General features: G+C 57.9%; 17 protein-coding genes. 6 read left to right on the plus strand and 11 right to left on the minus strand.

Annotated elements, in window-relative coordinates:
- Positions 1-11: 11 nt before the first annotated feature.
- From ACYZTL_RS10230 to ACYZTL_RS10250, 5 genes are all read right to left on the minus strand, one after another.
- Complete coding sequence (locus tag ACYZTL_RS10230) at positions 12-1,340, minus strand: AAA family ATPase (RefSeq protein ID WP_461951688.1); 1,329 nt, start codon at positions 1,338-1,340, stop codon at positions 12-14.
- Between the two features lie 2 nt (positions 1,341-1,342).
- Positions 1,343-1,873, minus strand: coding sequence for an A24 family peptidase (locus tag ACYZTL_RS10235; protein ID WP_461951689.1), 531 nt, complete (start codon positions 1,871-1,873; stop codon positions 1,343-1,345).
- Between the two features lie 28 nt (positions 1,874-1,901).
- Positions 1,902-2,093, minus strand: a complete 192-nt coding sequence (locus ACYZTL_RS10240; RefSeq protein WP_461951690.1) for a Flp family type IVb pilin — start codon at positions 2,091-2,093, stop codon at positions 1,902-1,904.
- A gap of 153 nt (positions 2,094-2,246) precedes the next feature.
- Positions 2,247-2,438: a Flp family type IVb pilin gene (locus ACYZTL_RS10245; protein WP_461951691.1), complete on the minus strand. Its 192-nt coding sequence runs from the start codon at positions 2,436-2,438 to the stop codon at positions 2,247-2,249.
- Between the two features lie 151 nt (positions 2,439-2,589).
- On the minus strand, positions 2,590-2,781 hold the full coding sequence (locus tag ACYZTL_RS10250) for a Flp family type IVb pilin (protein WP_461951692.1): 192 nt from the start codon (positions 2,779-2,781) through the stop codon (positions 2,590-2,592).
- Between the two features lie 405 nt (positions 2,782-3,186).
- Between ACYZTL_RS10250 and ACYZTL_RS10255 the strand changes: the two genes are divergently transcribed.
- Positions 3,187-4,056: a helix-turn-helix domain-containing protein gene (locus tag ACYZTL_RS10255; RefSeq protein ID WP_461951693.1), complete on the plus strand. Its 870-nt coding sequence runs from the start codon at positions 3,187-3,189 to the stop codon at positions 4,054-4,056.
- A gap of 733 nt (positions 4,057-4,789) precedes the next feature.
- Here ACYZTL_RS10255 and ACYZTL_RS10260 read toward each other — a convergent pair.
- The gene (locus tag ACYZTL_RS10260) at positions 4,790-4,975 is read right to left on the minus strand and encodes a hypothetical protein (protein ID WP_017340256.1); all 186 of its coding nucleotides are present in this window, start codon (positions 4,973-4,975) and stop codon (positions 4,790-4,792) included.
- 412 nt (positions 4,976-5,387) lie between these two features.
- Between ACYZTL_RS10260 and ACYZTL_RS10265 the strand changes: the two genes are divergently transcribed.
- A complete protein-coding gene (locus tag ACYZTL_RS10265) occupies positions 5,388-7,013 on the plus strand; it encodes a glucan biosynthesis protein D (RefSeq protein ID WP_461951694.1) in 1,626 nt (541 codons plus the stop codon).
- 180 nt (positions 7,014-7,193) lie between these two features.
- Here the strand turns inward: ACYZTL_RS10265 and ACYZTL_RS10270 are convergent, their stop codons facing one another.
- Entirely contained in the window at positions 7,194-8,615 is a 1,422-nt protein-coding gene (locus tag ACYZTL_RS10270; protein ID WP_461951695.1) for an amino acid permease, read from the minus strand.
- A gap of 638 nt (positions 8,616-9,253) precedes the next feature.
- Between ACYZTL_RS10270 and ACYZTL_RS10275 the strand changes: the two genes are divergently transcribed.
- The 4 genes from ACYZTL_RS10275 (at position 9,254) to ACYZTL_RS10290 (ending at position 18,434) form a co-directional block, all read left to right on the plus strand.
- The gene (locus tag ACYZTL_RS10275) at positions 9,254-9,712 is read left to right on the plus strand and encodes an REP-associated tyrosine transposase (protein ID WP_461951696.1); all 459 of its coding nucleotides are present in this window, start codon (positions 9,254-9,256) and stop codon (positions 9,710-9,712) included.
- Positions 9,713-9,981: 269 nt separating this feature from the next.
- Positions 9,982-13,098, plus strand: coding sequence for a transglycosylase domain-containing protein (locus ACYZTL_RS10280; RefSeq protein ID WP_461951697.1), 3,117 nt, complete (start codon positions 9,982-9,984; stop codon positions 13,096-13,098).
- Positions 13,099-13,287: 189 nt separating this feature from the next.
- Entirely contained in the window at positions 13,288-16,113 is a 2,826-nt protein-coding gene (locus ACYZTL_RS10285; RefSeq protein WP_461951698.1) for a dermonecrotic toxin domain-containing protein, read from the plus strand.
- Positions 16,110-18,434: an NEL-type E3 ubiquitin ligase domain-containing protein gene (locus tag ACYZTL_RS10290; protein WP_461951699.1), complete on the plus strand. Its 2,325-nt coding sequence runs from the start codon at positions 16,110-16,112 to the stop codon at positions 18,432-18,434. The genes ACYZTL_RS10285 and ACYZTL_RS10290 overlap by 4 nt, the downstream gene beginning before the upstream one ends.
- A gap of 122 nt (positions 18,435-18,556) precedes the next feature.
- Here ACYZTL_RS10290 and ACYZTL_RS10295 read toward each other — a convergent pair whose 3' ends face one another.
- The 4 genes from ACYZTL_RS10295 to ACYZTL_RS10310 are packed head-to-tail and all read right to left on the minus strand — an operon-like array spanning position 18,557 to position 23,622.
- Positions 18,557-19,057 carry a CS1 type fimbrial major subunit gene (locus ACYZTL_RS10295; RefSeq protein ID WP_461951700.1) on the minus strand — a complete coding sequence of 167 codons (501 nt, stop codon included), beginning with the start codon at positions 19,055-19,057 and terminating at the stop codon, positions 18,557-18,559.
- Positions 19,058-19,090: 33 nt separating this feature from the next.
- Positions 19,091-19,834 carry a molecular chaperone gene (locus ACYZTL_RS10300; RefSeq protein ID WP_461951701.1) on the minus strand — a complete coding sequence of 248 codons (744 nt, stop codon included), beginning with the start codon at positions 19,832-19,834 and terminating at the stop codon, positions 19,091-19,093.
- A gap of 44 nt (positions 19,835-19,878) precedes the next feature.
- Complete coding sequence (locus ACYZTL_RS10305) at positions 19,879-21,096, minus strand: hypothetical protein (RefSeq protein WP_461951702.1); 1,218 nt, start codon at positions 21,094-21,096, stop codon at positions 19,879-19,881.
- Positions 21,097-21,099: 3 nt separating this feature from the next.
- The gene (locus ACYZTL_RS10310) at positions 21,100-23,622 is read right to left on the minus strand and encodes a CS1-pili formation C-terminal domain-containing protein (protein ID WP_461951703.1); all 2,523 of its coding nucleotides are present in this window, start codon (positions 23,620-23,622) and stop codon (positions 21,100-21,102) included.
- Positions 23,623-23,631 lie beyond the last annotated feature (9 nt).

Here is a 23,631-nt window from a genome sequence, read left to right on the forward strand (position 1 = left end):
GTATCTCCGTATCAAAGAAAGTCGAGCTGGACGAAGTAGTTGCGCCAGGCCCATTCCAACTCTTGCGGTGACAGTGGTCCGGAACCGCCCATGTAACGTTGACGATCGAGCGCCATGCTCAGGAGATCGCGGGGATGGCAAGGCACCAGGGGCATGCCTTCACTTGCATAAAGCCTTTGCAGCACATAACGCACCAGCAACTGGTCATAAGGCATGCCCAGACGCTCGCTTTCCTGACGCCAGATCTTTTCGTACTCCTCAGGCTTCAGATAACCGAAGTGCAGCTTGTAGCCAATCCGGCGAAGAAAGGCCTCATCGGCCAACTCCAGGGGATTGAGGTTGGTGGAAAACACCAGAATCAGATCGAACGGCAGCTCGCAATGCCGACCGCCGCCCAGGTTGAGGAAATCGCGCTTCTCTTCCATCGGGACGATCCAGCGATTCAACAGCTCGGCGGGTGCCATGCGCTGGCGCCCCATGTCGTCGATGATGAACAGGCCATTGCTGGCCTTGAGCTGCAAGGCAGCCTGGTATTGACGGGTGGAGGGGTCATAGCGAACGTCCAGTTGTTCCATGCTCAACTCACCGCCAGTGATGACGATCGGGCGTTTGCAGCACAGCAATCGACGGTCGATCCCTTCGTTGAGCATCAGATTGTTCTGTTGAACGTTATCATCGAGCCGCTTATGCACTTGCGGGTCATAGATTTCGATCACCGACTCGTTGATGACGATGGCATGAGGCACCCAGATGGCCTCGGCGAACAGACGGATCAGCCGACTGCTGACATAGGTCTTGCCGGTACCCGCGGGGCCATAAATCATGATCGCGCGCCCGGAATTCATCGCCACACCCAACTGATCGAGCATCCCCTCCGTTAGCACTACGCCAGCAAGGGCATTGCGCATATCGTTGGCGTTGATGCGACCATGGTGAATGGTCTGTAGTTTGATCAAGGACCGGTAGGTACTCACCGGGAAGGGTGCCGCACCGATATAGCCGCTGCGCGACAGGGCATCGCGGGCGGCACTGCGACCGCGCTCGGTCAAGCCATAACGCAACATCTGCCCACCCGTTTGACTCCCCTGGCCAAGCACTTCGACACGACCATCCTTGCGCAGAAACGTCAGGACCTCTTCAAGTACCGCGCCGGTCAGCGCCAGGCGCTCCACCAGCCGCGACATGTCCAGCACGCCGGCATCAAACAAATGCTTGCACACCAACTCACCGAGAAAACTGTCGGTCAGACCAGTCTCGCGGATTGTGCATGGCTGAGGAGCCAGTCGTTGCACCGCGCCCCGATCGCAGGGGTGGGCATCACTATCGACGATGACGTGCATGACTAAGCTCCCAATCCACCGGCAACCAGTTGCCAGTAGACGCTGATTAAAGTGCCTATCAAGATTGCAATCGAATAAGGGAAAGGCTTGCCGGCTACTTCATCTGAAGTTGGCGCCAGATAGGCCTGCGCCCTCAGAATCAACCAATAACGTCCCAGGGTCTGAAGCAGTTGGCCGCGAAACAGCACAATCAAAAAACCGCACACGCCACCGGCTATCAGGCTGAACAAGGCAGCCCACAATGCGAAATGGAATGGTAGAAAGCTGCCGACCATGGCCATTAACTTGACGTCGCCGGCGGCCATGCCACCAAAGGCGTACATCGGCAGAAACAGTGCAAAACAGACCAGGATGCCCAGCAGGCTGTCACCCAATCCGCTGACGCCACCTAAATACATTTGACCGCCCAGTCCCAGGGCAAGGCCCAACAGGACCAGCATGTTGGGAATACGGTGGCGAAGCAGATCGCTCACCACCGCCACGCCCAATAGTCCTAGCAGTAAAACAGTCGTCACCAGCAATTCCATGGACATGGCGCGCCCCCCCCTTCCGGGATTATCGTTAGCAGGCAGCACCTTTGACCGCCGCGCACAGTGCTGTAATCCTGGTATTCACCTCGGTACCCAAAAGAATAAACATTGCGGCAACAGCTACCGTAACTAATCCACCGGCCACGGCGTATTCCACAATGGTCAGGCCATCTTCATCTTTGGCGAACTTGGTGATCGAAGTTCTGATTGTTAGCAGAGTCATTTTTGTATACCTCATGTCAGCCGTGATACGACTCAGAAAGTACGTTGGCGGGGACAGCGTGAGGTCCATTGAGTTGCCCGGTCTATCAGAGAAACTGTAAAACCGGTTGCTCTATGGATATCACCGCGCCCCCACCACAGTGAGTGGCTGTCATCAGCAGGCGGCACCTTTGACCGCAGCGCACAGTGCTGTGATCCTGGTGTTCACGGCGCCACCCAAAAGAATAAACATTGCGGCAACAGCTACCGTGATTAATCCGCCGGCCACCGCGTATTCCACGATGGTCAGACCCTCTTCATCTTTGGCGAACTTGATTATCGAAGTTCTGATTGTTTGCAGATTCATTTTTTATACCTCGCTTCAGCGGTCATACGACTCAGAAAATATATTGGCGGGGAACTGCGCGAAGTCCATTGAGTTGCCGGTCTATCAGAGAAACTGTAAAACCGGTTGCTCCATGGATATCACCGCGCCCCACCACAGTGGGTTGCTGTCATCAGCAGGCAGCGCCTTTGACCGCAGCGCACAGCGCTGTGATTCTGGTGTTCACGGCGCCGCCCAAAAGAGTGAACATTGCGGCAACAGCTACCGTGATTAATCCGCCCGCCACCGCATATTCCACAATGGTCAGGCCATCTTCGTCTTTGACGAACTTCACTACCGAAGCCTTGATTGTTTGCATGATCATTTTGCCCACCTCACTCGAATGTTGTTTTTTCCGGAGGCAGTACTTTCTGCGCTGCCTGATGCAACCCTAGTCAGGGACAAGGCAGGGGCGTTAGGAAGATTTTGCACATCGTTAGGACTTTTTTGCGGGGCGGCCAAAAACGGGGAATTGGCCTTTGCAGAAGTAACGGGCGGGGTAACCAAGGCGTGGCAAGGCCAAGGCAATCGTCATTGATTCACAAGCGACAAGCGGTTAAACGCAGTTTGTCGAAAACACACCAACAAACACTCGCCCGGGCTGCCTTCCAGGCAACCCATAGAGCGAATAGAACTAAAAACCGTCTTTCCTATCGGGATTAAATCTGCAAGGTGATAGCACATTGGCAATACTAGCGAAGTGAGTCACTAAGAATCCCAGAGTAGAGACATGACGTCCAACTTGACCAGAAGGCCAACGCTCCTATGGTTCGATCTGACTCATGATCGATCCACAAAAGAACTCATCGCGCAGTTCGAGGGTACCTGCGACTGCAAACTGGCGAAAAACTCCGTGCTGCCCATCGGGGAACACGCAGACATGATCTGCATCCATTTCGATCGCCCCGACACACCAGGCTTGAGGCTGTTGCTGGAGATCAAACGCAGCACACCGGCCATCCCGATCACCATGTTCACCGTGCAGCACTCGGAGGAACTGGCTGTATGGGCCATGCGCTCCAGCGTCTGGGAATACATGGTGCTCCCGCTCTCGACCACCGAGAGGAAGCGTTACCTGACGGCGGTGGTGCAGCTCTGCGAGCTGCGCCGAAATGCCATCGGCCGGGGCAAGTCATCGCAGATCGACCACTCCCCGACCCTGCCGGACAGCATCCGGCTGACCTCAGGACACCAAAAACACCAGGCGCTGAGCAATGTCATGCTGTACATCGAACAGCACTTTCGTGACAGCATCGATCAGAGGGAATTGGCGCAGCGCTGCGGCATGACGACATTTCGCTTCAGCCGCCTGTTCAAGGAAGCCAATGGGCTTGGCTTCACGGATTACATCCTGGACAAGCGCATGAACTTCGCCAAAGAACTACTCGACAACAGCCAGATGCCGATTACCAGCATCGGCTATGAGGCCGGTTTCAAGGATCCTTCCTACTTCGCTCGTGACTTCAAGCAGTTCGCAAACTGCACGCCCAGTGAATACCGCTTGGCACGCCAACTCCGAGCGACTGCAGCAGCGCAACTGGTGCAGGATGAAAATATCACTGAAGCGCTCGAAAGCCTGATAGAAAGCCTCAGCGGTTGATCGGCATAGGGGACGGCCTTCATAGGCCGTCCCCTGCCACACCACCCGGCAGGCGGGTCCGCACCGGGCAAACCGCCCGATCCGCGATCCGTTTGCGTAAGCAATCAATCAGAATGTCATGGTCGACCCGGTCGAACCTGACCTCTTCGAACACTCTTCATGAACCAAAAGGTAATGCAATGCACGACCCAAGAACTTCTCCGGATCGACATCCACCACCACTTTTCGGCCCGAAGCTTGGGAATCACCACGCGTCGTACCGGACTGGGCCGGTAGAATCCTGACATCTGACTTCCGGTTTCTCGCATCAACATGGCCTATAACGCTTTCTCTCGTTCGGCCCTTCGTCAAAAAAAGACTACTACGGCCTCTGCTGACTTCTCGCTCCGGCTGGCGCCGTCGCCCTTTCAGGCACGAGGCGAGATCTCCCCAGGTAAGAACGCAATCCTTCCCCGCACAACCGCCGGATCTACGCTGCCGCCCTTTGACCACAAGAGCTTCGCGGTTACATGCCCGCTCGCCCTGGTCGGCATCGCCTTGTATCCGGTTCTTGTCCATCGGCTCGCGGTTTCGCTTCACGCTTCCTCCCCACACTCGGTCACCCTCATGCAGTTGCGCTTCACTTCGTTCGCTGTGGTCAGCTCACGACGGGACTTTCACCCGCAAGATTGCGCCCATGCTGGACGCACATGAAAAAGGGGCAGACTTCACAGTCCGCCCCTCGGTTTCTTACTCAAAACCGCGAAACACTCCGCATCGCATCCACCAGATACCGCATCGCTATCCGGTCACTCTCCGACAACTCGCGATAGCGCTCCACCAGCTTCAACTCCTCGGAATTAAGTCGACGCCTTCGCCGCCCGATGCCCAGGCACGGGAAGATTCCCAGCATTTCGGTGATGCCTTGTACTTTCGACATGGACGATGTCCCTCTCTACGTCAAAGAAAACTTCAGATACCGCATCGCCCTTCCTTTTTCAGCCGCTTCCTTGTGCCAACTGAATTCCACCGGCCTGAGGGCAGAAACCGGTCATGCCCATAGAATAGGAAGTAAATTGGCGCTGAAAAGCGGTTTTTAGAGTAATTAGTCGAAAAAAGCGGAAATGCCTTTTAAATCAGAAATCACTGTGGGAAACGTTTACCGGAAATGTCTTGTTTCATAGCGATGCCATTGCCACGCCATCAATCATTTTTGCTCTGCGAGCGAACGGTTTAAGCTATTTGGCATCTGTTTAAAGTCCGTTGCGTTTGGCCGAAGGCATGTCCAAACCTCCATTTCTGATCCAGCACGTGCCAGGAACGGCGCGGGATTGTCACGACAGGTTGTACTTATGCACCGCAGGAATTTGCTCAAAGCATCCATGGCCATCGCTGCCTACACCGGTTTGTCCGCCAGCGGCCTGCTCGCCGCTCGGGCCTGGGCCGGTAGCGGCACGGCTGATGGCGAGGCTCAGGCCTTCGATTTCGAAGCCTTGAAAATCCAGGCCAAGCAGCTTGCCGGCAACCGCTATCAGGACACCAAGCAGGTGCTGCCGCCAACCCTGGCGACGATGACCCCACAAAATTTCAACGCGATCCGCTACGACGGCAATCATTCGCTGTGGAAGGATTTGAAGGGTCAGCTGGATGTGCAGTTTTTCCACGTCGGCATGGGTTTCAAGCAACCGGTGCGCATGTACAGCGTCGACCCCAAGACGCGTCAGGCGCGGGAGGTGCATTTCCGCCCTTCGCTGTTCAACTATGAAAACACCACGGTCGACACCAAGCAGCTCACGGGCGACCTGGGTTTTTCCGGGTTCAAGCTGTTCAAGGCGCCTGAGCTGGACCGGCACGACGTGTTGTCGTTCCTCGGCGCCAGTTATTTCCGCGCGGTAGACGCCACGGGGCAGTACGGTCTGTCGGCCCGCGGTCTGGCGGTCGATACCTACGCCAAGAAGCGTGAGGAATTCCCGGACTTCACCAAATTCTGGTTCGAGACGCCGGACAAGGACAGCACCCGTTTCGTGGTGTACGCCCTGCTGGACTCGCCAAGCGCTACCGGCGCCTACCGTTTCGATATCGATTGCCAGGCCAGTCAGGTGGTCATGACCGTCGACGCCCACATCAACGCGCGCACCGCCATCGAGCAACTCGGCATTGCGCCGATGACCAGCATGTTCAGTTGCGGCACTCACGAGCGGCGCATGTGCGACACCATTCATCCACAGATCCACGACTCGGATCGTCTGGCGATGTGGCGTGGCAACGGCGAGTGGATTTGCCGTCCGCTGAACAACCCGGCGACCCTGCAATTCAACGCCTTCGTCGACACCGATCCGAAAGGGTTCGGCCTGGTGCAAACCGATCACGAATTCGCCAGCTATCAGGACACCGTCGACTGGTACAGCAAGCGCCCAAGTCTGTGGGTAGAACCTACAACCGCGTGGGGCGAAGGCTCTGTCGATCTGTTGGAAATTCCTACAACCGGCGAAACCCTGGATAACATCGTTGCGTTCTGGACGCCGAAAAAACCGGTCGCGGCGGGTGATTCCCTGAACTACGGCTACAAGCTCTACTGGAGCTCGCTGCCGCCGGTGGGTACGCCGCTGGCGCGGGTCAGTGCGACTCGTTCGGGCATGGGTGGTTTCACTGAAGGCTGGGCGCCGGGCGAGCATTATCCGGAAGTCTGGGCGCGACGGTTTGCGGTGGATTTCACCGGGGGTGGGCTGGATCGCTTGCCTGAAGGCACGGGCATTGAACCTGTGGTCACGTGCTCCAACGGCCAGGTCAAAGACTTCAACGTGCTGGTGCTCGATGACATCAAGGGCTACCGGATTACCTTTGACTGGTTCCCGACCAATGACAGCGTTGCACCGGTGGAACTGCGGTTGTTTATTCGCACCAATGACCGGACGTTGAGCGAGACCTGGTTGTATCAGTACTTCCCGCCGGCGCCGGAGAAGCGTAAGTACACCTGAGGGCTAATGGTCGGCTGATCCGGCCTCTTCGCGAGCAGGCTCGCTCCCACAGGAGTTCGTATTTCAATGTGGGAGCGAGCCTGCTCGCGAAGACGGCCGAACAGACAGCAAATCCTCCGCCCAGAAACACAAAAGCCCCGGTCACCACGACCGGGGCTTTTTCATTTCAAACGGCTCAACTTATGAAGCCGAACGCACCACCCCTTGCGACACATTGGTCGGTTGCAGCTTGAACACGTAGAACAACACCGTCAGCAACACCAGAAACGCCGGGCCGACATACAGCGCCACGCGGGTGTCCGGGAAGTACGCCATCAAGCCGACCACCAACACCAAAAACGCCAGCGCCAGGTACGAGCTGACCGGGTACAGCCACATCTTGTATTTCAGGCCGGCCCGTTCGCTGGCGCTCAGGCCTTTGCGGAATTTGAGCTGGGCCAGCAGGATCATCACCCAGGTCCAGATCGCACCGAAGGTGGCAATCGCCGTCACCCAGACGAAGACTTTCTCAGGCACCAGGTAGTTGAGCAGCACGCCCAGCAGCAAGGCGAAAATCGACAGCAGCAGTGCGCGACGCGGCACGCCGTTGTTCGACGTCTTGGCGAAACCGGCCGGGGCCTGGCCGTTCTGCGCCAGGCTGTAGAGCATGCGCCCGGTGCTGAAAATGCCGCCGTTGCAGGACGACAGCGCCGCAGTGATCACCACGAAGTTGATGATACCGGCGGCGGTCTTGATGCCCAGACGCTCGAACGTCATCACAAACGGGCTGCCCTGGGTGCCGATTTCGTTCCACGGGTAGATCGACAGGATCACGAACAACGCGCCGACGTAGAACAGCAGAATCCGCCAGAACACCGAGCCGATTGCATTGGGGATGGTTTTCTGCGGATTCTTCGCTTCACCGGCGGTCAGACCGATCATCTCGACGCCAAGGTAGGCGAACATCACCATTTGCAGGGACATCAACACGCCTTGCACGCCGTTGGGCATGAAACCGCCATGCGCCCAGAGGTTGGAAACTCCCAACGCCACGCCGTCGTTACCGAAGCCGAATGCGATCACACCGACACCGCCGATCACCATTGCAATGATGGTGACGATCTTGATGAGCGCAAACCAGAATTCGAATTCACCGAAGGCTTTCACCGCGATCAGGTTGATCGAGCCCATGCTGACCAGCGCCGCCAGTGCCCAGATCCAGCGCGGCACGTCGGGGAACCAGACGCCCATGTACACCGCCACTGCGGTGATTTCCGCGACGCAGGTCACCAGCCACAGGAACCAATAGTTCCAGCCGGTCAGGAAGCCCGCCAAAGGACCGAGATAATCTTGCGCGTAACGGCTGAAAGAGCCGGCGACCGGGTTGTGCACAGCCATCTCACCGAGAGCGCGCATGATCACCAGGATCGCCAGACCGCCGATGATGTAGGACAGCATGATGGCCGGGCCGGCCATTTCGATGGCCTTGGCCGAACCGAGGAACAGGCCGACACCGATGCAGGCACCGAGCGCCATCAAGCGAATATGCCGCTCGCCGAGTTCGCGTTTAAGCGGGCCGCCCTGAACGGTCTCGCCGTGGGGCAGATGATTGCCGACTGGCATAGGGGTACAACCTCGTCTTGTTATTGGATATGACCACTGAGTGTCGAAGCGCTGGCCGATAAGCCAATGCTTGCCTGAAACCGGACCTGCTTCGTGGGCAGAACCGTCTTGCAGGACAAAACCTCCAAGATCAGCGGGGTGTGCAGTATAAAAAGCCGACGTCAGAGAGTTTCACTCTATAAGTCACAAAATTCAGGCGTACATCTCGAGAAAAATGCGATTTCAGGAGATGGATTGTCTGGATTTTGTAGGATTTTTCGCCATTTAAAACGGCACCGAGTATTGCACGGTATTGGTGCAGCGTCATGCCCCTACCTACGCAGCATTTACGTTGCGAAGGCTCTATTCAGCGCCCTCCAAGAACCTCGCAGGCCATTTCTGTCCTGTGGCGAGGGAGCTTGCTCCCGCTCGGCTGCGCAGCAGTCGCAATTCAGTACACAAGTTTTATCTGGAGGAACGCGATTGCATTGATTGGGTCTGCTTCGCAGCCCAGCGGGAGCAAGCTCCCTCGCCACAGGAATGGTGCTCCTGACTGGATCCGTCAGGACTTTCGGAAGATTCACTCAGTATTTGCGGCGTCGTGTAGGTCGAGGTGTGGCTAGCGTGAATGGAAATCACTATTTCCAGGAAGCAAAGGAATGCATCCACGACCAAACTCACATTTGCTCCGTCAGGGACGCTTTTCAGAACAAGGCCGGGCCTATCTCATAACGGCGGTTGTGCATCAACGCCACCAGAAATTCACCGATTGGCGATTGGGGCGCTTGTTGGTCACGGAACTGAGGCGAGCCCATGAACTGGAATGGGTCAACTCGATAGCGTGGGTGATCATGCCTGACCACTTTCATTGGTTGGTGCAACTTGAGCAAAGCACTTTGGGTCAACTCATGCAGGCTACCAAATCTCGTAGCACGCTCACTATCAACCGAGCGTTAAACGGTAAAGGCGCCTTCTGGCAGAGCGGCTACCACGACCGGGCAATACGCGATGACGAAGATCTGCGCCCCTTCGCTCGCTACATTGTCGCCAACCCTCTGCGCGCGGGGCTGGTGAAAAAAATCGGCGATTACCCGCTCTGGGATGCCTGCTGGCTCTAAACCTGAATCAAAGATATGCCTCACACTGTGGCGAGGGAGCTTGCTCCCGCTGGGCTGCGAAGCAGACCCATTCCCTTGTACCTGCGGTTCGTCTGATTGATTCGGTCTACAGGATTGCGACTGCTACGCAGTCGAGCGGGAGCAAGCTCCCTCGCCACACAGGGCGATGCACTTTCGATATTTGGGTGTTCACAATATTTTCCCCATCGCCAACCACCGACTAAGCTTCAGACAAGTCCGATCAATCTGCGTGAATGGATCAGTCGACTATGGGTGCTTTGTGGCAAACCGATTCGAGTAAAACTGTGGTTCCGACTGAACGTGTGGATGAAGCGCCTTTACCTGAAAAACCTCGCCGTAGTCGCACGAAACACGGCTGGGGCGCCTTCTGGTTGTTGCTGTTGATTATCGCGATTGTCGTGGGTCTGGCTGCTGCCAAGGAAATGCGCACCTCGAAGTTTCAATCCCGGGAAGTCAGCAGGTTTGCCGCGACCCTGAAATATGATGTACAACCCGGCCCCAGCGACGCCATTCGCTACCCCGGCGCCGGACCTTTCGATATGCGATTGGGCTACAGCTCGCTGAGTGAATTCCTGCCGCGATTGCTCAAGCGTGATTACGTCATCTCGGCCCAGACCCGGTTTTCCCAGGCGCTGATGGACTACAACGACAAGGGTCTTTTCGTGCCCTATCCGGAGAAGATCCAGGCCGGGTTGTTGATCACCGATTGCCGGGCGGCACCGTTGTATCAGTACAAATACCCGCAACAACTCTATTCAAGCTTCGATGCCATTCCGCCCGTGGTGGTCAACAGTCTGCTGTTCATCGAAAACCGCTTCCTGCTCGACCCTCGTCAAACCCGGGCCAACCCCGCCGTGGATTGGCCTCGGTTCGGCATGGCCGCGTGGTCGCAAGTTGCCAAAATGCTGCACGTGCCCGGCCAATCCGCGGGCGGCAGTACCCTGGCGACACAACTCGAAAAATACCGTCACTCACCGGATGGCTTGACGATGTCGGGTGGGGAAAAAATTCGCCAGATGATTTCCGCCACCGTGCGCGCCTATCAGGCCGGGCCGGAAACCCTTGAGGCGCGCAAAAACGTGGTGCGCGATTACCTCAACAGCGTGCCGCTGTCGGCCGTGCCGGGTCACGGTGAAGTGCATGGCATGGCCGAAGGTTTGCGCGTCTGGTACGGCGCTGATTTCAACAAGGCCAACGAACGGCTGGCCAGCACCGACACGGACCCAAAGGCCCTGGCGGAAAAAGGTCTGGCCCTGCGTGAGATGCTGTCGCTGATGATCGCCCAGCGCCGCCCTTCCCACTTCCTGACCAAGGGCCGCGACGAACTGACCGACCTCACCGACAGCCACATTCGCCTGCTGGCTCAGAACAACGTGATCGACGCGCCATTCGCGGCGGCCGCGCTGGCCAGCAAAGTGACCTACCGCGACTGGCAGACCCAGCCGACCATTCAACCGATCGAAACCAACAAAGGCATCAGTGTGGCGCGCAGTCGACTGGGCGGGTTGCTCAACCGGCCGCTGTACGACCTCGATCGCCTCGATCTGTCGGCCACCACCACGTTGCAAGGCGACCTGCAAACCCAGGCCACCGAATACCTCAAGCATCTGGCCGACCCGGTCTTTGCAACGCAAATCGGCCTGATGGGCGAACGTCTGCTCACACCCACCAGCACCACGCAAGTGCGCTATAGCTTCACGCTGTTCGAACTGACCCCGGACGGTTCCCGGGTGCGGGTGCAGACCGACAGCACCGATCAGCCATTCGACATCAACGAAGGCAGCAAGCTGGAATTGGGCTCCACCGCGAAAATGCGCGTGCTGACGACTTATCTGCAAATCATCGCCGAGCTGCACGATAAGTACGCCGAGATGACCGTCCCGGATTTGAAGAAAGTCGACGTCCCGGATCAGGATCGCCTGAGCCGCTGGGCCGTCGATTACCTGATCGAGACCAAGGACCGCAACCTGCCCGCCATGCTGGGCGCCGCGCTGGACCGCAAGTATTCCGCCAGCCCCGGCGAAGCCTTTTTCACCGGTGGCGGGCTGCACACCTTCGTCAACTTCCGCAAGGAAGACAACGGCCGCCTGCCGACCCTGCGTGATGCCCTGCGCGAATCGATCAACCTGCCGTTCATTCGGTTGATGCGTGATCTGGTGCGCTACACCACCTACTCCGGCCCAAACAACAGCGCTGCACTGCTCGGGGACGACCGCGATCCTCGGCGTCAGGAATACCTGGCCGAGTTCGCCGACCGCGAGGGCACTTCGTTCCTGCTGAAGTTCTGGAAGAAATACAAAAACAAGGACACCCAGGCGCGGCTCGAGACCTTCCTCGACAGCATGCGCCCGACGCCGATTCGCATGGCGGCGGTGCATCGCTATCTGCTGCCGCAAGCCAGCCAGGAGAGCTTCAACATTTTCGTGCGCTCACACCTCAGCGGCACCAAGCTCACCGAAAAACTGACGGACGAACGTCTCCAAAGGCTTTATGAAAATTACAGCCCCGGCATCTACGACCTGCCGGATCAGGGCTTCATCGCCAAGGTGCACCCACTGGATCTGTGGCTGATGGGCTACCTGCTGAACAACCCGGATGCCAAGTGGAGCCAGATCGTCAAAGCCAGTCAATTCGAGCGGCAGGAAGTCTACAGCTGGCTGTTCAAAAGCCGTCACAAGGGTGCGCGCGACAGCCGCATTCGCACCATGCTGGAGATCGAAGCGTTCCTCGACATTCACGCGCGCTGGCAGAAAGTCGGCTATCCGTTCGACCACCTTGTGCCGTCGCTAGCCACCGCCATCGGCAGCTCCGGCGACCGTCCGGCGGCGTTGGCAGAGCTGATCGGCACCATCCTCAACGACGGCGTGCGCATGCCGACGCTGCGCATCGACAGCCTGCACTTCGCGGCGAATACGCCGTATGAAACCAAGCTGATCAACGATCCGGATGTGGGCAAACGGGTGATGCCGTCCGAAGTCGCCGCGGCCATGCGCGAGGCCTTGTCACAAGTGGTGGACGCCGGTACGGCGAAACGCGTTTCCGGCAGCTTCATGACGCCCGATGGCAAACCGTTGGGCATGGGCGGTAAAACCGGCACCGGGGACAACCGCATCGAAGCCATTGGTTCCGGCGGTCGAATCCTCAGTTCGAAGTCGATCAACCGCACCGCCACCTTCGTGTTCTTCATTGGTGATACCCACTTCGGCACCATGACCGCGTTTGTGCCCGGCCGCACGGCCGAAGCCTTCAAGTTCACCTCGGCGCTGCCGGTGCAAGTGCTCAAGGGCATGGCGCCGATCCTGACGCCGTATCTGCAACCTGGCAGTCATACGCAGTGTTTGCCTGTTGAAGTGGTGAGGCGTTGATGGCGCTGTCCGCACGGACAGCGCCATAACGTTTTTAGCGTCCTCGCAGGTCATATTTATATATGACATATATTCAAAATCAAAGGCATCGCACCCCGTCAACCCTTTGATATTGACTAGCAATTCTGACTTTTATTGCAACTTAAATTGGATAGGCTATTTATCTTCTCAACAGACAAGATAAAACCCATGTCGCACACGGATCAAAACACCCCAAAACTTAAAACCACCAATAACCCGCCCAAGGGACGTCATTACAACCATATAAAAAAAACAGCAAGCAAAGAACTAACAAACATATCGTTACATCGAGCAAAGGCGCTGGGCGCCGCTGCTTTAAAAACTGAAAGCTGGTATAAAAGCGACGATCACGAGGCGCTGAAGGCTGCCAATCTGCTGGCCTGGAAAGCGCAAACCCAGGCAGACAAATTATTCGGGAAAATTCAGGGCATTTACACTTTCGCCGAACCGCTGCTCAAGACCAAACTTAAAGAAACCTACGACATTGAAGTGGACGTAAAGTCTACTTATCTTCGCCTTTACTTCCCCAAAAAAACTCCTTGGTATGTGATTGACACACAAGTGGGCCATGCCAGCCGAACAGTGTCCTTACTGGATGCGGCGCTGCACAATTTCGCAACCTCTGAGACATTTACCGCGGATTCCGAGTTCATTAGTAGACCTGATGCCAATGGACACTTCGATGTCAAACCCGTCAAAACAAAGATGTCCATCGAGCAATTCAAAATCCTGTGCAGAGAACTGGACATCGGCGGGCAGTACAACCGATACCTCAGAGCATTTTTACTGACCAAAGAGCCCGTCGCCCAAGCGCTGCTCGAGCTCAAGGCAACAAGCAATCAGAAAGCGGCACTGGAAGCCGCCGCGCATCTTGCCCTGAAAAAGAAAGACATCAGCGCTGACGCGTTCGACGTCGTGCTCGGGACGATCGAAGGGCGAACGGGCCTCACGCTGGACGGTAAGGTGATGCGCTGCGCCGAGCTTTCGATGCTGGACGCGTCCTTGACCGGTGTCGTGCTGTTCACGGCGAACCAAGACCAAACCCGCAGCACTAACAAGCTGATCGCCTACGTTCCCCATGACCCCGAACATCCGCTGAAAGAATATGTCTCCGGGCTTGCGTTCGTGCAGGAGCTGACTCGCCAGTTGCGGGAAAACAAAACGATCCAGTCCTCGCAGGGCAACTATTGGCAGTACTTCAGCCAGTTCATCGACCAGCAACAACGCGGGCATTTTTTCGCTGACCTCGATCGACGCCTGAGTGTGGTCAAATGGCACGAAAAAGATCCCCTCGACCCAGGGCCAACGTGGCGGTCAACCCCCGTGGACAAGCCCAACCTGGAATTTCGGGTTTCGCCCATCAACAAGGACCTCTGGCAGCACCTCTATCAGCGCAACGTCAGCAAGATCATCAATGACGCCCAGGAAATCGCCGTGTCGACTGCCTGGACCGACCGGGCAGCACGCTGGGCCTGGTGGGACAACTTCAAGAAAATGCTCTCGGACATTTTCAACGCGGCGTTATTGGTGCTGACCCCATTCGTACCGGGATTGGGCGAACTCATGCTGGCTTACACCGCTTATCAACTGACCACCGAAGTCGTCGAAGGCATTGTGGACCTGGCCGAAGGGCAATGGACCGAATTGGCGGAGCATGTGATAGGCGTGGTGACCGATGTCATTCAACTGGCAGCGTTCGGTGCCGGTGCTACCATCGGCAATGAGTTCCGGCTCAAGTTGTCTCCGTTTGTCGAAGGCATGAAACCCGTGCGGTTGCCTGACGGTAGAGCCTCTTTATGGAACCCCGACCTCAAGCCTTACGAACAAACCGGCGTGACGCTGCCCGACGCGTCGAAACCCGACGCCCTCGGCCTGCATCGGCATCTCAATCAGCACATGCTCGCGCTCGAAGGCAAGGTGTACGCCATCGAGACACCCGCCAAGACTGATCCGACCGCAACGCACCGTATCAAACACCCCGACCGCCCGAATGCCTACTCACCGAAACTCGACCATAACGGTTACGGCGCCTGGGTCCATGAGGGCGAGAATCCTGGTGACTGGCAAGGTGAAACCCTGATGCGCCGTCTCGGCCACACCGTCGAGCGCTTTTCGCCTGTCGAGCGCGAGCAGATCCGCATCAGCAGCGGCACCGACGACAATGAACTGCGGCGGATGCACCTCGAACATGCTCCACCGCCGCCACTGCTGGCCGACACCGTCAAGCGCTTCAGCGCGCTGGACGAGGCGCGAATCGCCAGTGCCAATCTCCGTGGCGGGCGACCGCTCGCTCCCGCGTCCGAATGGTTCGAAACGCTGCTGACCGGGTTGCCAGGCTGGCCTGCCGAACGGGCGTTGAAAATCTATGAAGGCTCCGACCTGAGCGGTCAGTCGCGCACCTACGGCAACGCCAGGGCGACCGCCGCCAACACACTGAGCATCGGCATGCCTGAGTTGATGTCAAGCCAGTTTGCCGAGCGCGTCGTGGTTTTTTTGAACGAGACTGAAATCACCACCCTGCTCGGTCGATACGTACCGCGCACTGGACGCGCGCAAACCTTGCGCAATCAACTGGCCGATGTCGTTGACCTGCGCCGAAGCGAAATATCCCGGTTCATCTACCAGGCTGCAGAGAGGTCGAACAAAGCGGATGTGCAAGTGCTCAGACAGACGTTCGCCGACATGCCGCTCACGCTCGCGGAAAAGGTCCTGGCGGATGCAACACCAAACGAAATACAACAGATAGTCGATGCAAACCGCTTGCCCCTGCGGCTGAAAACCCTGGCCCGCGAAGTCAACTTCGAAGCACTCACCTCTCGCGCCTATGACGGTTTTTATCACGAGGAATTGTTGAGCCCCGACACCGAGAGACTGGCGCTGAACGCCCTGAAATTCTTCAGCGATAGCTTCGGCGACTTGCAGGTAGAGGTGCGGGGGGCACGCATGACGGTCCACTGCGCTGCAGCGTCGGACCGGATGACGCGTCGACCGTGAGGCTATTGATCCGTGATGAGCGCGGCCGCTACGAAGTAGTGGACCAAGACAACCGCCCGTTACAATCCGCTGGCGATTTCTACGAAGCGATCCTGCATGCCCTTCCGGCAGACAAGCGCTCGCAACTGGGCTACCAAACCGGTCAGGGCCGCCTGCTCAAGCTGTGGGTGATGGAACAGTCCGCGCCACCGGCCGAGCGCCGCGTTGTGATGGCGCAGCCGCCGATTCGTTCAGTCGCTAGTGTTGAAACCACTCACCTGGTGCGCGGCCCTTCCTGGTTCTTTGGCACAAAGACCCTCGAACAAAGGATCAAAGAGCTGTATCCGAAACTGAGCGAGCGGCAGGTGACCTCGTTCGTCGAGCACTTACGCGCCAAAGGTGGACCTGACGAGGCCATCGGACGGCTCGAGAATGAACTGGAGCAACTGCGCCATACCTTAGGCGCGTGGCGAGACTCTCAGCCCCGCGGACTTGATGGAAGCGGGGAGGTAGAAGTTGGCATTAATCTCGAATTCCTGCGAACCGGTGGACGCCATATCGAGACACGGTTGCTTGAATGCTTCGAACGCAAGAGCGAAGCCTTCGGTGAACGCAGTGTGCATCCCGCCGATGGTTATACGCTGGATCTGTCTTCCGAAGCCGCCACCCCGGATCTTGAGCGTTGGTGGAAGGAGGTGCGCGAGCTGCGCGACATCAATAAATTTCTGGACCAGATCACCGTCCTGAACCTGAACAGGGCGCGTAATTCCACCAACACCGGAGGCCTGTTGAGCGACCTTCCCAACCTTCGTCAGTTAAGCGCCCGCGAAGGCGGTTTGACCGGGGTGCCGCACGCTATCGGCGAACTGCATCAGCTCAGAGCCCTTGACCTGGCCGACAATAGAATCGCCCTAGAGCCTGATTCCCTTGAACAGCTGGGTCGCCTCACCCACTTGGAAGCGCTGAGACTGGACGGCAATCCACTTCGCCAGCCTCCGGATGTCAGTGGCATGCCTGAGTTGAAAGTGCTTCGCCTGGCCAATACCGGCATCAAGGACTGGCCGGCCGGCCTGTTCACGGATGGGGCTAATGGGATGAGTCGTCCGCGACACTTCTCGCTCGACATGCGCCAATGTCCGATCAACAGTTTGCCGCAGGTCACGGTAGGCTCGGATCAAGCGTTCGTGCTGGCGCGCTCGCGCTTCAGTACAGCGCAGCTTTCTGCCGCCGATCAGGGGCGTCTTGGTGACTACCGCGAGTCCGTGGGTTTTGCCCGCCAGCAGGTGGTTTCCGGGAGGGTTGAGGATGAACTGGACCATTGGAAACCCTTCGAAACGGATGCTTTGTCTTTCAGTCCTTCGGGGAGGTACACGTCGTACAGGAAGGAGTCCTGGCAGGATGTGATGGCGGAGCCCGGCTCCAGCGGCTTCTTCAGAGTCATTCGCCGGCAGCGAGACAGCCAGGACTACCGGGACAGTCGATCGCGCAGGCAACTCACACGGAGGGTCTGGCAAATGATCGAGACCATGGCGGTGGACAGCGATTTACGCGAGGAACTGTTCAAGCAGACCGCCGACCCCCAAACCTACGCCGATGCCTGGTCGGAACTGTTCAACCGCATGGGCCTTAGAGTGCTGGTGTCACAGGCATACATAGAGTGGACGACTGCCACCGAGCTTGAAAACAATCTGGTCAAACTGGCCCGCAGTGCCGCTCGCCTGGAAAGGGTGGGTGACCTCGCCAGAGCCGAAATCAGCCGCCAGAGACAGCAGCATTTGATCGATCCAGCAGGCAACGACGCACCGGATAACGTCCAAGTGCACAGGGCCTACGAAACCGGGCTGGCGAATCGCCTGGATCTGCCCTGGCGGCCCGAGGGCATGCCGTATGAAACCCGATCAGGCGTTGATCAAGCCAAAATCGATACGGCCTACAACACCATTATCGAACGCGAGCACGGCGACGGTCTGGTCAACGGAATGCTCGGTTTATTCGAATATCCGTTCTGGGAGAACTTCCTGCGCAGGACTCACCCGGAAGAGTTCACAGCCAACGATCGTCTTTACGCAGACAAACTGGAGCAGCTCAAAGCGCTGCGCGAGACACAAAAGGAATGGGTCGATCACGAAGATCTGGCACAGACAAAGGCATTGAAGGAAAGACTGGAAGGCCTGGCTCAGGCGTTGAACATTCCAGAGAAAGACGTGTTCACTGGCGAAGAAATGACCACGTGGTTTTACAACCGACAGGTGTCCGACATGGGCAATGCACGAAACGGGCTGGCCAGAGACCTGACCCGCGCGGCGCTGACAAATGCCGGGCTTTCAATCTCGTCCCGCTGACTTGACCCTGGATCCAGGCTTGCTGGGGCCAGGTGTTGAAATGTGGCAGTAACCCCGGCCGGTTTCAACGGACCCGGCTGGAACAACGCCCGGATCTCCTGATTCGCCGACTGCGCTCTGGGCTATTCCCCCGGAGCCTTGGCGTTGAACAGCAGAAGGACAGTGCCGTCATAATCCCCTGGCCTATACCCACCGGAGGGTTCCACCGGCTGTATGTCCAGCAACACTCGGGCCCCCACCGCGGCCTCCGCTCTGGACACCACTTCCCGCGGGCGCATATCCGGGCTCAGCTCCACTCCGTTGAAACTGACCTTCAATCCGATCTCCTCGCCCGGGCGGCCGTTTGAAAGGTAAGGCGAATTGCCGAGGCGCGCTTCAATGGCGCTGGTGTCATGCCTGACATCGAAATATTTTTGCACGCCGCCCATGGTCGACGAGGGGTAGTCCCAGTTGAGTCGCTGTGGCCGATGAATCCAGTCCGGCTCCGCCGGAATGATGTAGAACGGGCGACTGGGGATGGTCAACGTGACCTCAAAATTCAGCTCTTCCCGGGCTGCCCAGGTCGGGACACTCATCAGTGAGCTCAAAGCCATCAGTGCGGCGACAGCGCATTGCTTGTTCATGTTCGATACCTACCGCGTGTATGGAAGCGGCCGTTAGCGGCGCGCCACCGTCAGGTCTTTTTTGCTGTCGCCTTCGATCAGCTTGAAACGGTATTCACGGTCCGGTTCCTTGTCGAAGGCGAAGGTCTTGCCGGCCATGACGTGGTGTTTGGTGGTCGCGCCACAGTCCGTTTCCTTGGTCAGCGAGCAGCTTTTGAACTCATCGACCACCAGCACCGTGTTGCCGTTGTTGCGCAATTCATAACGGCCGGATGTTTCATTGATCGCCGTTTCATAGCGGGCATCCTTGGGCCTGACAAAGAACACGATGCCAAACCCGGTCATCACGTTGACCCCGGCCGACAGGGTCTTCTTGTAGTCTTCGCGCTCTTCATTGGAGACCACGAACTCGTCTTCCTTTTCCGGCACCACCGGCACGAATCGCACGCGGAAATAGCGCTCGCGGTCACGCTCGCCCATGTACAACAAACGCGTGCCTTGCATGCCCTGGGCCGGCACGATCAACCGTGCGGGGCTGGCCATGACGCCGTTGCGCGAAGCACCGTCGGCAGCGTTTGCGACAGGGATTTCCTGCGGCTTGCCATCGGCGTCGTAGACGATTTCCAGCACGTTGACCTTGACGAACGCGGTGCTGTCACCGCTGTTGAAAACCCGTTTCAGGTACGTACTTTTGTCGCCATCGAGATAGTCGTACACCGTGCCGACATTGATCTGCGGCCCGGCATTGGCCGCCGTGCAAAACACACTGGACAGCAACAGCAAAAACACTCGTGTCATCGTCTTCTACCTCGTGAAAATGAAAAATGGCCCTTCCCGGATGCTCAGACTTCCGAGTCGAAAATGATCGTGACGTGGCCCCAGAGCGTGCCGTTCATGCCGGGTCTGAGCAGGGACGCGATCCACCTTGAGGGCATCTGAAAGCGCAAGTTGCCGGGTTTTCGATCCACGTAGCGCGAGGGTTCGAATGGCCCCAGCCAGCGGTTGTAGTCCAGCGTGCCAGTCCAGCCGTCAGCACCGCCGGGGCCGACGATGCCTTTGGGCACAGTGAGCCTGACCTCGAACTTGGAAAAACCCACCTGGTTGTTGCCGATGTCACATTCGCTGCCGCCTTGAGAGCCGCAGAGCATCATGACCTTGAAGCGCGACGACGCTGACAGGTAGAACGGTTGATCGCGGTAGATCTCGGTCGGCATGCGACCCTCGTTGATCCAGCGTTGCCACCCCCCCTTCGGCTCCATGGCAACCTTGTCCCCGCCGGGCGGCAGTTCGACTTTCAAGGTGTGCTGCACGTCGAGCACGAAGTCCAGGGTCAGGGTGCTGTCATCCGGTCTAAAAAAAGGCCCCATGTTGAAGTCCGCGCCGCCTTGACCGACGCTGTAGGTCAGCGAGCCGGTGTACAACCCGGTCGACATGGTCAAGGGGTTTGGCGTACGCAACTCATAGGCAATATCGAGAAATTCGAAATCCATTTGCCCTACGTCGAACGCTGCGACCTTGTTACAACTCGCTTGCACGGGTGTTTTCCAGAAAAACTGATAAGTGGTGGGAGAGTAGGAGCCGACACCGCTGTACTGGCATGGAGGCGGTGCATAAACCCAGGAACTGCCCACCCACAGCTTGCGATGCGCCTCCAAAAGGTTGGGCTCGCCCGTCAGCTCGGTGACTGGCTTGCTCAACTGAAATCTGGAGCCGATACCGCTGATTCGCACCTCCACCGTGCTCGTTTGCTGAGTCTCATGATTGGTGACTGTCAAGACTCGCCAATCCGCAGGCACCTTTACCCAGACGCCATTGTTCGAAAACAGAGGGGTGAACGTACTGAATCGAATCGGCACATGGATACTGAACATACCGTTATCGGTGCACTCGCCTGGAAAGTTCGCGCAGTAACCACTGTTCGGCGTTTTGTTGACGAACACATTTTTGTTCGGCTGTGATGGATCCGGCTGGAACAACGCCCTGATTTCCTGATTCACCGCCTGCGCCGAAGTCATGCTCAGCGCCGCGAGCAAGCCCAGCCAATACGTTGATCTTTTCATGCCTCAACCTGCCTTCTGATCGGTAATGGTTGCATCGGCCAGGGTGTCCGGCGTGCAACGCAGATCCCCGATCATCAACACGTTGTTTTCGCTGCGATGTTCGTTCGCGTTGAGGCGGAACTGGCACAACAGCCGGTTATCCTGGCGCACCTCGAGGGTTGGCGAGCCGGCATTCATTTCCATCGAGAAGAAACCGTCGACTTCCGTGACCCCGCGACTGGCGTGGTTGATCACGTGGTGACCCTTGAGTGGTTGTCCCTGCTCATTGACCAGCCGCCCCAACACGGTCAGGGTTTTCATCACCCGAATCTTGCGGTAGTCCACTCCGCCCTTGTTCAGGTGATAACGGGTGCGCGCCGGCTCGATGGTGGCTGCCGGCACATGGTTGCCCTCGAAATCGAAACTTACCGAGCTGTTCTGGTACGCAGTGATCGGGATGAAATTGCGCCCCGGCTTCAACGTCGCGCTGCCGCCGCTGAAGTCGTCGGCGCGCAGGGCGATGTCATCGATGTCCGATTCGACGTCGACAATCATGCCGGCGCCGCGCATTTCGTACTGGCTGGTCATGAGCATTTGCTGACCGCCCAGCACCAGGGTGCTGTCCAGGTTCAGGCCGCCGGTGAAGTTGCCGTTGTAGGACGAACGCTGGATGAACCCATCGCCATTGATTGCGTCGGTGCGAAAATTGGCCAGGCTGGAAACGCCCACGCCATAGGTGTCGGTCAGGGCGGTGACCGAGACGTTTTGCAACACGTGATCCTTGAGGTCCTTGCGCCAGCCGATGGACGCATTGTTGTCTCGTCCACCTTCACGCGCGGTACGCGAACCGATGCTTCCGCTGATCTGCTCGCCGGGCGCGCCCAGTGCCACGTTGACGCTCAAATCGACCCCGCGATTGCGATCATTGCCGCTGCTGAAACTGCCCGGCCGGTCGAACAGCGACAATCGCCAGTTGGCATCGCTGCCAAACAGTTCGGTGCGCCGGGTCCAGCCCAGGTCCACGCCGAAACCTTCGACGTTGCCCTCGCTGTGGGACACCCGCGCGTTGAGCGAATTTTTGCTGCTGAGCCGATGGTTGATCGCCAGCGACGAGTTGCTGGTTTCGCCTTTGAAGACATTGCGCTGCCGTACGCGGGTGCCGTCCGGCAGGGTTTCGTACAGATCGGTAGTGTCCAGCCAGCTGCGGTTGTGGCTGATCACCAGGCTGCCGGTGCCGTAGTTATAAAGGCTTTGCAGGTCGAGACCGGTGCCGTGATCCTGGGTTTGGTAGACATTGGCGTACAGGCTGATGTGGTTTGCCAGGGTCCAGTCGATGGACGTGCCGTATTGCCGCTTTTCGCGAATCTGCCGCGCCGACAGGCCGAGAATCACCCGAGGGTGCATCAGGTAGTTGACCGAAGCACCAGCGGTGGGGCTGCCGCTAGACTGTTGATCCCAGTTGCTGAACAGTTTGCTTTCTTCGCCGGCAAACAGGTTGTATCGCCAGCGCTCGTCGAGGTTGCGCCAGTTGCTGGGCTTGTACACCAGCTCCTGGGTAGTGGACGTGATTTGGCCGTCTTCGATCAGGCGCACCTCCACTTCATAGATGCCGCCCGGCAACGGACGGGTGTCGAGGGTCTGCAAACCGGCGGGCACCGATTGAGTGTTGATCAGCAAACCGTCGCGATAGACCTCCACCGAGCCCTGGCGATTGGCCGTGACATAGATCGGGTAGACGCTGGGCATCGGACTGTTGATGGCCAGGCTGTCGGAGCTGCCATACATCACGCCGACGGCGGTGTCGGGGCTGGTGCCGAACGTGCGCGGTTGGCGGGTCAGCCCTTCGGAATTGGGGGTGAAATAACCCAGGCGAAAGAAATTGCCTTGCAACTCGCGCTGGGTGTAGAGCTCATGGACGGCATGGTAGAGCTTGTCGTCCGGACCGCCGAGGCGGGCCATTTGCATGTTGAACGTCTGGCTCCAGTTGCCCAGGCTGCCGCTGGCTTCAAGGCCAAAGCGCCCGCCCAGGTCCTGTTCCTGGCCACCATTGAGATTGAGCTGGTTACGCACCATCAGGCCGCTGCTGCCGCTTTCGGGCTGCTCGTAATAACGCTTGGCCTCGAGGTCGCGCTCAGCGTTTTCGGTGAGGATCGAGACCAGCGAGTTTTGCAGGTTGTAATGCACGGCCAGCACTTGATCCGGGCAGGAGCCGGTGCAAGCACCCAGGGGCACGCCGGGCTTGAGATAACTGGCCCATTTTTCCCGCTCGGCAGGACCGTAGCGGTTTTCGCTGGTGTCGGTGAACTCCAGAAGCGTGATGCGATCATCGCGAGACAGCACCACCATGGCCTCCCCCAACGGCTGTTGATCGAGCTCCACCCGCACGGCCAGGGGCACATCAAAAAAATGCTCCTCGAAATCCGCCGGCAAACCTTTGGCCTGAGCCAACAGACTTCGCGGTGTCGTACCGGCAGAATCGGGCGCCGCCACGGCACTGGCACAAAACAACAGCGCAAGCGCTGCCGCGATGGGTGTCATCGGGAACATGAACTCGTA

Source organism: Pseudomonas sp. LB3P81, assembly GCF_054897965.1.

Excerpts from the sequence above, each read along its gene's own strand:
- ACYZTL_RS10285 (WP_461951698.1), top strand. The coding sequence starts at position 13,288 with ATGTCGCACACGGATCAAAACACCCCAAAACTTAAAACCACCAATAAC.
- ACYZTL_RS10300 (WP_461951701.1), bottom strand. The coding sequence starts at position 19,834 with ATGACACGAGTGTTTTTGCTGTTGCTGTCCAGTGTGTTTTGCACGGCG.
- ACYZTL_RS10245 (WP_461951691.1), bottom strand. The coding sequence starts at position 2,438 with ATGAATCTGCAAACAATCAGAACTTCGATAATCAAGTTCGCCAAAGAT.
- ACYZTL_RS10255 (WP_461951693.1), top strand. The coding sequence starts at position 3,187 with ATGACGTCCAACTTGACCAGAAGGCCAACGCTCCTATGGTTCGATCTG.
- ACYZTL_RS10230 (WP_461951688.1), bottom strand. The coding sequence starts at position 1,340 with ATGCACGTCATCGTCGATAGTGATGCCCACCCCTGCGATCGGGGCGCG.
- ACYZTL_RS10295 (WP_461951700.1), bottom strand. The coding sequence starts at position 19,057 with ATGAACAAGCAATGCGCTGTCGCCGCACTGATGGCTTTGAGCTCACTG.
- ACYZTL_RS10250 (WP_461951692.1), bottom strand. The coding sequence starts at position 2,781 with ATGATCATGCAAACAATCAAGGCTTCGGTAGTGAAGTTCGTCAAAGAC.
- ACYZTL_RS10240 (WP_461951690.1), bottom strand. The coding sequence starts at position 2,093 with ATGACTCTGCTAACAATCAGAACTTCGATCACCAAGTTCGCCAAAGAT.
- ACYZTL_RS10270 (WP_461951695.1), bottom strand. The coding sequence starts at position 8,615 with ATGCCAGTCGGCAATCATCTGCCCCACGGCGAGACCGTTCAGGGCGGC.
- ACYZTL_RS10280 (WP_461951697.1), top strand. The coding sequence starts at position 9,982 with ATGGGTGCTTTGTGGCAAACCGATTCGAGTAAAACTGTGGTTCCGACT.
- ACYZTL_RS10265 (WP_461951694.1), top strand. The coding sequence starts at position 5,388 with ATGCACCGCAGGAATTTGCTCAAAGCATCCATGGCCATCGCTGCCTAC.
- ACYZTL_RS10235 (WP_461951689.1), bottom strand. The coding sequence starts at position 1,873 with ATGTCCATGGAATTGCTGGTGACGACTGTTTTACTGCTAGGACTATTG.
- ACYZTL_RS10275 (WP_461951696.1), top strand. The coding sequence starts at position 9,254 with ATGCATCCACGACCAAACTCACATTTGCTCCGTCAGGGACGCTTTTCA.
- ACYZTL_RS10305 (WP_461951702.1), bottom strand. The coding sequence starts at position 21,096 with ATGAAAAGATCAACGTATTGGCTGGGCTTGCTCGCGGCGCTGAGCATG.
- ACYZTL_RS10310 (WP_461951703.1), bottom strand. The coding sequence starts at position 23,622 with ATGTTCCCGATGACACCCATCGCGGCAGCGCTTGCGCTGTTGTTTTGT.
- ACYZTL_RS10260 (WP_017340256.1), bottom strand. The coding sequence starts at position 4,975 with ATGTCGAAAGTACAAGGCATCACCGAAATGCTGGGAATCTTCCCGTGC.